Raw genomic sequence first — 7,103 nt, 5'->3', positions numbered from 1 at the left:
CATAGGTGGCGCGCTCGATCTTGCGGCTGGAATACACCCCGGTGGCATAGCCGTAGACCAGCAGGCTCAGCAGTACACCCGGGTGATGCGCCTTGTGCCCCCGGCCGGCGTAGCGACGCGTCAGTGCCGAGAGATCCAGTTGCTCGACCACCTCCACGACGAAGCGCGCCAGGTGGTCATCGGGCAGCCACTCATCCACGGAAGGCGGCAGAAGATAGTCGGTCTGGCGGTCAACAGGGATGAAGCGGCTCATGGCGTCGTTCCGGTGATGGCGGCATGATGCGAGTATCGCACGACGTTATCGAAAACCCGACAGCCTGCTAGGCCAGCTGACGCTGCAGCCTGCCCTCCTGGCTCGCCTCGGCCGACCACTCCCTGGCAACCTGCAGGCAGCTCTCCCAGTCGCCCACATGAAGAAAGTGGCGCTCGGGGTGCTTCTCCAGCTGGTGGCGATAGAGCGGGTCATAGTATTCAGTCAGCAACGGTGCCAGCCAGGCCTCATGGGCCTGGCGATTTCCCCGTTCATGCTCGCGGAAGGCGAGCGCCTGAAGGCGCTGCAGGCGCGCCAGGCGTTCGCTGCCCAGGCGCTTCTTCAGCCTCCCCAGGGCAGTGGTTAGCTGCTTGCGCATCAGCGCCCAACCCAGCCAGTCGCCGAACTGCCGGCGATGGATTTCCCAGAGATCGTCGATGTAATCCTTGCGGATCTGCGCCAGCCGCCAGTCCAGCGGCATCTCGATGCGGATACGCGGCGCCGGCACCATACCCTCCCAGAAGCGCAGCGGGATGTTGGCCGCCCCGATGCGCCGGGACTCGTCCTCCACCACCACCGGGCCGGACAGGTCCAGCAAGCGACGCCCCATGGCATGTTCGAAGTCGATCTGGCTGGGCGCCGGCAGCGGGTGGCGCCCGAAGGCCGAGCCCTTGTGGCGCGCACAGCCCTCCAGGTCGAGGCCGTTGTCCCGTGCCAGGACCAGGGAAGTCTTGGCACAGCCGGTGAAGCCGCTCACTACCAGCAGCGGCTGCTCGGCTGCTGCGTCGATCCGTTCGCAGAGCGCCTGGCGCATTGCCTTCCAGCCGCCTCGGATACGCGGCCGAAGGATGCCGGTGTCCGCGAGCCACTGCTGAGCGAGTTGGGAGCGCAGCCCGCCACGGAAGCAATAGATGATGGCATCGGGATGTGCTGCGATGAGCCGCTCCCAGGCGGCGACCCGCGCCGCCTTGATGCCACTGTTGACCAGCCGCTCACCCAAGGCGATGGCCGCCTCCTGGCCATACTCCTTGTAGGCTATACCCACGAGATGGCGCTCCTCGTCATCCATCAGCGGCAGGTTGACGGCGCCGGGCAAGGCACCCTGGGCGAACTCCACCGGCGCCCGGACATCGATCAGCACGCGTCCTTCGCGTAGCAGCGCGAGGTCAGGATCGACCAGCGGCAGACTCATCCACGCACCTCGATCAACGCCGGTCCGCTGGCCTTGACGACCTCGCCGAAGGGCACGAGCTCGATGCCGTGCTGGCGACCGATGCGCTCCACATCGTCCTCCCAGGAGGGGTGCACCGAGAGCAGCAGGCCACCGGAGGTCTGCGGGTCGCAGAGCCACTGCCAGTGGGCCTCGTCCATCTGCGGCAGACTGGCGCCCAGTGCCTCGCGATTGCGCTGAGTTCCGCCGGGTACCGCCCCCTGGCGGCGGTAGGCTTCGGCCTCGGCGAGCCGCGGCAGTCGGCGGAAGTTGACCCGTGCAGCCACCTCACTGGCCGTGCAGATCTCGGCAAGATGGCCGGCCAGGCCGAAGCCGGTGACGTCGGTCATGGCATGCACGCCCTGGACCTTGGCAAGCTCCATGCCGATGGCATTGGACTTGAGCATGGTCTCCCGCGCCAGGCCTTGGTGGCCGGGCTCGATCAGGCCCTGCTTCTCGGCCGTGGTCAACAGGCCCACCCCCAATGGCTTAGTCAGGAACAGCAGGTCACCGGACTTGGCGCCCTTGTTGAGTTTGAGGTGCTCGAGATCGACGAAGCCATTGACCGCCAGGCCGAAGATCGGCTCGGGAGCATCGATGGAATGGCCGCCGGCGAGCGCCACGCCCAATTCGCGACAGACCGCCTGGGCGCCGGCCACCACGTCGCCGGCGACATCCGCGCCGAGCTTGTCCAACGGCCAGCCGAGGATACCCAGCGCCAGTATCGGCTTGCCGCCCATTGCATAGACATCGCTGATGGCATTCGTTGCAGCGATGCGGCCGAAATCGAAGGGGTCGTCGACGATGGGCATGAAGAAATCGGTGGTGGCGATCATGCCGCGACCGTCACCTAGGTCGTAGACGGCGGCGTCCTCGCGACCCTGGTTGCCGACGATCAGCTCCGGGTGACGGGCGCCCGGGCCGGCCTTGGCAAGAATGCTGTCGAGTACATCGGGAGCGATCTTGCAGCCGCAGCCGGCGCCGTGGCTGTACTGGGTCAGGCGGATGGCACTCATCTCGTTCTCCTTGGCATTCGTTACCCGCATTCTACATCAAGGCAGCGTGCGCCGAATCCAGCGCAAAGGACGCCGGATCAGCCCCGAGCAATACGGGTAGCCCTCATAGGGCCTCGAGAGCCTCGTCGAGCTTGTCCACCGCGATCACCTCCATGCCTTCAGGCGAGCGCTTGGGAGCATTGCCGCGGGGCACGATGGCCCGCGTGAAACCGTGCTTGGCCGCCTCGATGATGCGCTCCTGGCCACTGGGCACCGGGCGGATCTCACCGGATAGCCCCACCTCGCCGAACACCACCAGCTCCCGCGGGAGCGGCCGGCTCTGCAGGCTGGAAACCACCGCCAGCAGCACCGCAAGATCGGCGCTGGTCTCCAGCACCTTGACCCCGCCAACCACGTTGAGAAAGACGTCCTGATCCCCGGTGAACAGCCCGCCATGGCGGTGCAGCACCGCCAACAGCATGGCCAGGCGATTCTGGTCGAGGCCCACGGCAACGCGGCGCGGGTTGCCCAACGCCGAATCGTCGAGCAGCGCCTGGACCTCCACGAGGATCGGCCGGGTACCCTCCCAGACCACCATCACCAGGCTGCCGGCACTCTGCTCCTCGTTGCGCGAGAGGAAGATGGCACTGGGATTCTTCACCTCCTTGAGGCCGTGCTCGAGCATCGCAAACACGCCGAGTTCGTTAACCGCGCCGAAACGGTTCTTCTGGCCGCGCAGGGTGCGAAAGCGCGAGTCCGCCCCGCCCTCGAGCAATAGCGAGGCATCGATCATGTGCTCCAGCACCTTGGGACCGGCCAGGGTGCCGTCCTTGGTGACGTGCCCCACCAGCAGCAACACGGTATTGCTCTGCTTGGCGAAGCGGGTCAGGGCCGCCGCGGACTCGCGCACCTGAGCCACACCACCGGGCGCCGAGGCGATATCCTCCAGGTGCATGGTCTGGATGGAGTCGATGATAAGAATGTCGGGACGCTCACGCTCGGCCACGGCGAGGATGGTCTCGATGCTGGTTTCGGCCAGCATCTTCAGTCCCTGCACCGGCAGTTGCAGGCGGTGAGCGCGCATTGCCACCTGGGAGAGCGACTCCTCGCCGGTGACATAGACCACCCGGCGAGACTGGGCCAGCTTGCAGGCGGTCTGCAGCAGCAGGGTCGACTTGCCGGCCCCGGGGTTCCCCCCGAGCAGCACTGCCGACCCCGGCACCAGGCCACCGCCCAGTACTCGGTCGAACTCCGCGAAAGTGGAGGAAAGCCTGGGTACCTCACTGAGGTCGACGCTGGCCAGGTCGACCACCTCGCGGGAGAGGCCACCGGCGTAGCCACCCCGCGGTGTAGAGGAGGTGCCCGTGGCAGCACCGGGGCGCGTCGCCGAAAGACGAACCTCGCTCAGGGTGTTCCACTCCTGACAGCTGCTGCACTGCCCCTGCCACTTGTGATACTCGACACCACACTCGGTACAGACAAAGGCACTCTTCGCTTTGGCCATGCGACACTCTCTCCGACGGTCAGGGCCGTTGTTCACCCCGCCACGGGCCTCTGCCGGTGGCATGCCCGCAACGAGAAGGGGCGACCCCTAGGGCCGCCCCGGTGCTGCGCATTGAGACGTTTACATGCGCCTGAGTTGCAGCATCTCGCTGTTCTGGAAGCGACGCAGGTTGGGATCGATCAGCTCCAGGGTCTGCTCATCGACGCGCAGGAAGTAGTAGGTCTGCCCTTCACCATCGGGGGTCAACTCGTAGACGGTGGCGGTAGGGTCCTGCTCGGTTCCCTCGAGGACTTCCCAGTTACCCGCGTAGTTCTCGTCCGGGGGATTCTGAGGGTGTCCGCGGTAGGACGCCTCGAGGTCGAAGGTACGCTCCTCGTCGGCAGACTGTTCCTCCCCGTTCAGAGTCACGTTCAGGTCGATGCCGTCGCAGTTGCGACACGGCAGGGTTCCCTGATAATTCGCTGTGGTCGCTTCCATCGCGGGTGCGGCGGCCTGGTCGGTGGGGCCAGCGGCGCAACCGGCCAACAGGGCGGCCAGCGCAGTGCCGGCCAACAATGTCCTGATTTGCATTTGTGTCCTCCTACCAATGAGCTTGACGCCGTGATGCACGGCAGCCTGAAGACAGCATAACCTCTCGTGTCCTCGGCGGACAGCCTCCCCGCAAGGCGTCATGCCAGCGGATAGACATGTGTGAAGATCAGTGCCAGCACTACCGGCATGACCACCAGGCTACCCAGGTTGCCGATCAGCACCAGCGAGGCCACCTTGTGGGGCTCCTGGCGATACTGCTCTGCTACCAAGTAGTTCAAGACGGCCGGGGGCAGGGCGGCAAATACCCAGAGAGCCGCCGCCTGAAGGCCCGACAGGTCGAGCCACCAGATCAGCGGGACGGCAAGCACCAACCCCGAGAGCGGACAGAGCACTGCACCGAGCAGGCCCGTCCTCCAGTCACCGAAGTCGATATCCAGCATTCGCACGCCCAAGGCGAAGAGCATCAGCGGGATGCAGACCCCGCCCAGCATGTGCAATGCCTCCAGGAACCAGCCCGGCAAGGGTACGCCACCCAGGTTGACGGCGAGGCCCGCCAGACTGGCCAGCACGATAGGCATGCGTAGCAGGCGCCACAGTGGCGTCTGGGGACTGAGCATGTAGAGCCCCACCGAGAAGTGCAGCAACATCTCGATGATGAACAACACCACCGCCGCCGGCAGGGCCTTTTCGCCGAAGGCCAGCACGAGCAAGGGGATTCCCATGTTGCCGGAGTTGTTGAACATCATCGGTGGCAGGAAGGTCTTGGTCTCTAGCTTCAGCCACTTCGCCACCGGCCAGAGCAAGAGCCCCGAACCCAGCACCACCACGGCTCCTGCCAGGGCCAGGCTCGCGTAGTCCGCTAGGGGCGCCTGGCGGTCGGCGAGTACGGCAAACACCAGCATGGGGACGAAGAGCTCCATGTTGAGGGTGTTCAGACTGCGGATGTCCGGCGTGCGAAAGCGGCCGTAGAGGGTTCCGCACCCGGCGATCAGGAAGACAGGGAGCAGGGTGGCGAGGATCTGGCCAGTCATTGCTTGGGTCCAAAGGCAGCGAATGATCGATAGCGGTCCTCGAGACTAGCATGGCCGCGGCTTGCGCGGTCACGCTGCCCGGGTCACCATGACCAAAGTCCAATCGTCCGAGCGAGTGATCATGAGCAAGTTCTGGAGCCCAGCCGTTCGCGAGCTGACCCCCTATGTGCCGGGCGAACAGCCCCGTGAACGTCTGATCAAGCTGAACACCAACGAAAACCCCTATCCGCCGGCTCCCGGCGTCGAGGCCGCCCTGCGCGACTTCCCCGCCGACCACCTACGGCGCTATCCCGACCCGGAATCCCGCACCCTGCGCGAGGCCCTGGCTGCGGAGCTCGGGGTAACGACAGAGCAGGTATTCGTCGGCAACGGCTCGGACGAGGTACTGGCGCTAGCCTTTCAGGCCTTCTTCCGCCAGGGGAAACCTCTGGAGATGCCGACCATCTCCTACAGCTTCTACCCCGTCTATTGCCGTCTCTATGAGGTCGAGCGCCTCGCCCATCCGCTCGACCCCCAGTGGCGCGTCGACCTGGACGCCTTCGGCAACGATAGCGGCGGCGTGATCTTTGCCAACCCGAACGCCCCCACCGGCCATGGACACGGAACCGAAGCCATTGCCGGGCTACTTGGACGAGTTTCCGATGCGGTGGTGCTGATCGACGAGGCCTACGTGGACTTCGGAGGTGAGAGCGCCGTGCCGCTGGTCGAGCACTTTCCCAACCTGCTGGTTACCGGCACCTTCTCCAAGTCACGCAGCCTGGCCGGCCTTCGGCTCGGCTACGCGGTGGGCTCGCGTGAGTTGATCGAGGGACTGGAGCGGGTCAAGGACTCCTTCAACTCCTATCCCGTCGATAGCCTGGCCAGTGCCCTGGGCATCGCCTCTCTGGCAGATCCCGAGCACTTCGAGGCCTGTCGCGAGGCGGTAATCACCACCCGCGAGCGTACTCGGGTGCGACTCGAGGACCTGGGCTTCCAGGTGCTGCCCTCACAAGCCAACTTCGTGCTGGTCAGCCATCCGGATTTCGATGCGGCTCAGCTCTTGGTGGGCCTACGAGAGCGCGGCGTCCTGGTGCGTCACTTCAACACCGAGGTGCTGCGCGATCATATGCGAGTCTCCATCGGCACTGATGACGAGATGGACAACCTCATCGAGGCCCTCGAGAGCCTGTGCCGCTAGCCAAGTCCATGCATGGGCTTCCGATATGAAAAAACCCCGTGCTCTTTCGAGCACGGGGTTTTCTGAATAGGTGCCTGACGATGACCTACTCTCGCATGGGGAGGCCCCACACTACCATCGGCGCTGAGCGGTTTCACTGCTGAGTTCGGCATGGGATCAGGTGGTTCCCGCACGCTATGGTCGTCAGGCGAAAAACGGTGAATCATGCTGAGCTGAGTCGTCTCGTCGTATCCGGCTGTCGGTCGCCATCGGCAGACCGCTTGGGTGTTATATGGTCAAGCCTCACGGGCCATTAGTACCGGTTAGCTCAACGCCTTGCAGCGCTTCCACACCCGGCCTATCAACCAGCTGGTCTCGCTGGGCCCTTCAGGAGGCTCGAGGCCTCGGGGATGTCTCATCTTGAAG

General features: G+C 65.0%; 7 protein-coding genes and 2 rRNA genes. 1 reads left to right on the top strand and 8 read right to left on the bottom strand.

From position 1 onward, the window contains the following. The 6 genes from BMY30_RS17350 to BMY30_RS17325 all read right to left on the bottom strand — a co-directional run. Positions 1–253: transposase (locus BMY30_RS17350; protein WP_170840182.1), on the bottom strand; the 253-nt coding region annotated here is incomplete at its 3' end. Positions 254–320: 67 nt separating this feature from the next. Further along, positions 321–1,442: a tRNA 2-selenouridine(34) synthase MnmH gene (gene mnmH, locus BMY30_RS17345; RefSeq protein WP_089715932.1), complete on the bottom strand. Its 1,122-nt coding sequence runs from the start codon at positions 1,440–1,442 to the stop codon at positions 321–323. After that, entirely contained in the window at positions 1,439–2,476 is a 1,038-nt protein-coding gene (gene selD, locus BMY30_RS17340) for a selenide, water dikinase SelD (protein WP_089715931.1), read from the bottom strand. Before selD ends, mnmH begins: the two co-directional genes overlap by 4 nt. Before the next feature lie 103 nt (positions 2,477–2,579). Continuing rightward, positions 2,580–3,959 (bottom strand): DNA repair protein RadA, encoded by a 1,380-nt coding sequence (radA, locus tag BMY30_RS17335; RefSeq protein ID WP_089715930.1) that lies wholly within the window; start codon positions 3,957–3,959, stop codon positions 2,580–2,582. 120 nt (positions 3,960–4,079) lie between these two features. Then, complete coding sequence (locus BMY30_RS17330; RefSeq protein WP_089715929.1) at positions 4,080–4,529, bottom strand: copper resistance protein NlpE N-terminal domain-containing protein; 450 nt, start codon at positions 4,527–4,529, stop codon at positions 4,080–4,082. A gap of 98 nt (positions 4,530–4,627) precedes the next feature. Beyond that, the gene (locus BMY30_RS17325; protein WP_089715928.1) at positions 4,628–5,521 is read right to left on the bottom strand and encodes an AEC family transporter; all 894 of its coding nucleotides are present in this window, start codon (positions 5,519–5,521) and stop codon (positions 4,628–4,630) included. A gap of 121 nt (positions 5,522–5,642) precedes the next feature. On the opposite strand from BMY30_RS17325, the gene hisC reads away from it, so the two are divergent. Then, positions 5,643–6,698: a histidinol-phosphate transaminase gene (gene hisC / locus BMY30_RS17320; protein WP_089715927.1), complete on the top strand. Its 1,056-nt coding sequence runs from the start codon at positions 5,643–5,645 to the stop codon at positions 6,696–6,698. 72 nt (positions 6,699–6,770) lie between these two features. Here the strand turns inward: hisC and rrf are convergent. Both rrf and BMY30_RS17310 read right to left on the bottom strand, forming a co-directional pair. Beyond that, a 5S ribosomal RNA gene (rrf, locus tag BMY30_RS17315) occupies positions 6,771–6,886 on the bottom strand. Positions 6,887–6,969: 83 nt separating this feature from the next. Then, positions 6,970–7,103: ribosomal RNA gene (locus tag BMY30_RS17310) — 23S ribosomal RNA — on the bottom strand; the annotation flags it as partial.

Source organism: Halomonas daqiaonensis (genome assembly GCF_900109725.1).
In the GTDB taxonomy this organism is placed as follows: domain Bacteria; phylum Pseudomonadota; class Gammaproteobacteria; order Pseudomonadales; family Halomonadaceae; genus Halomonas; species Halomonas daqiaonensis.
This window is presented reverse-complemented; position numbering and strand designations above follow the sequence as displayed.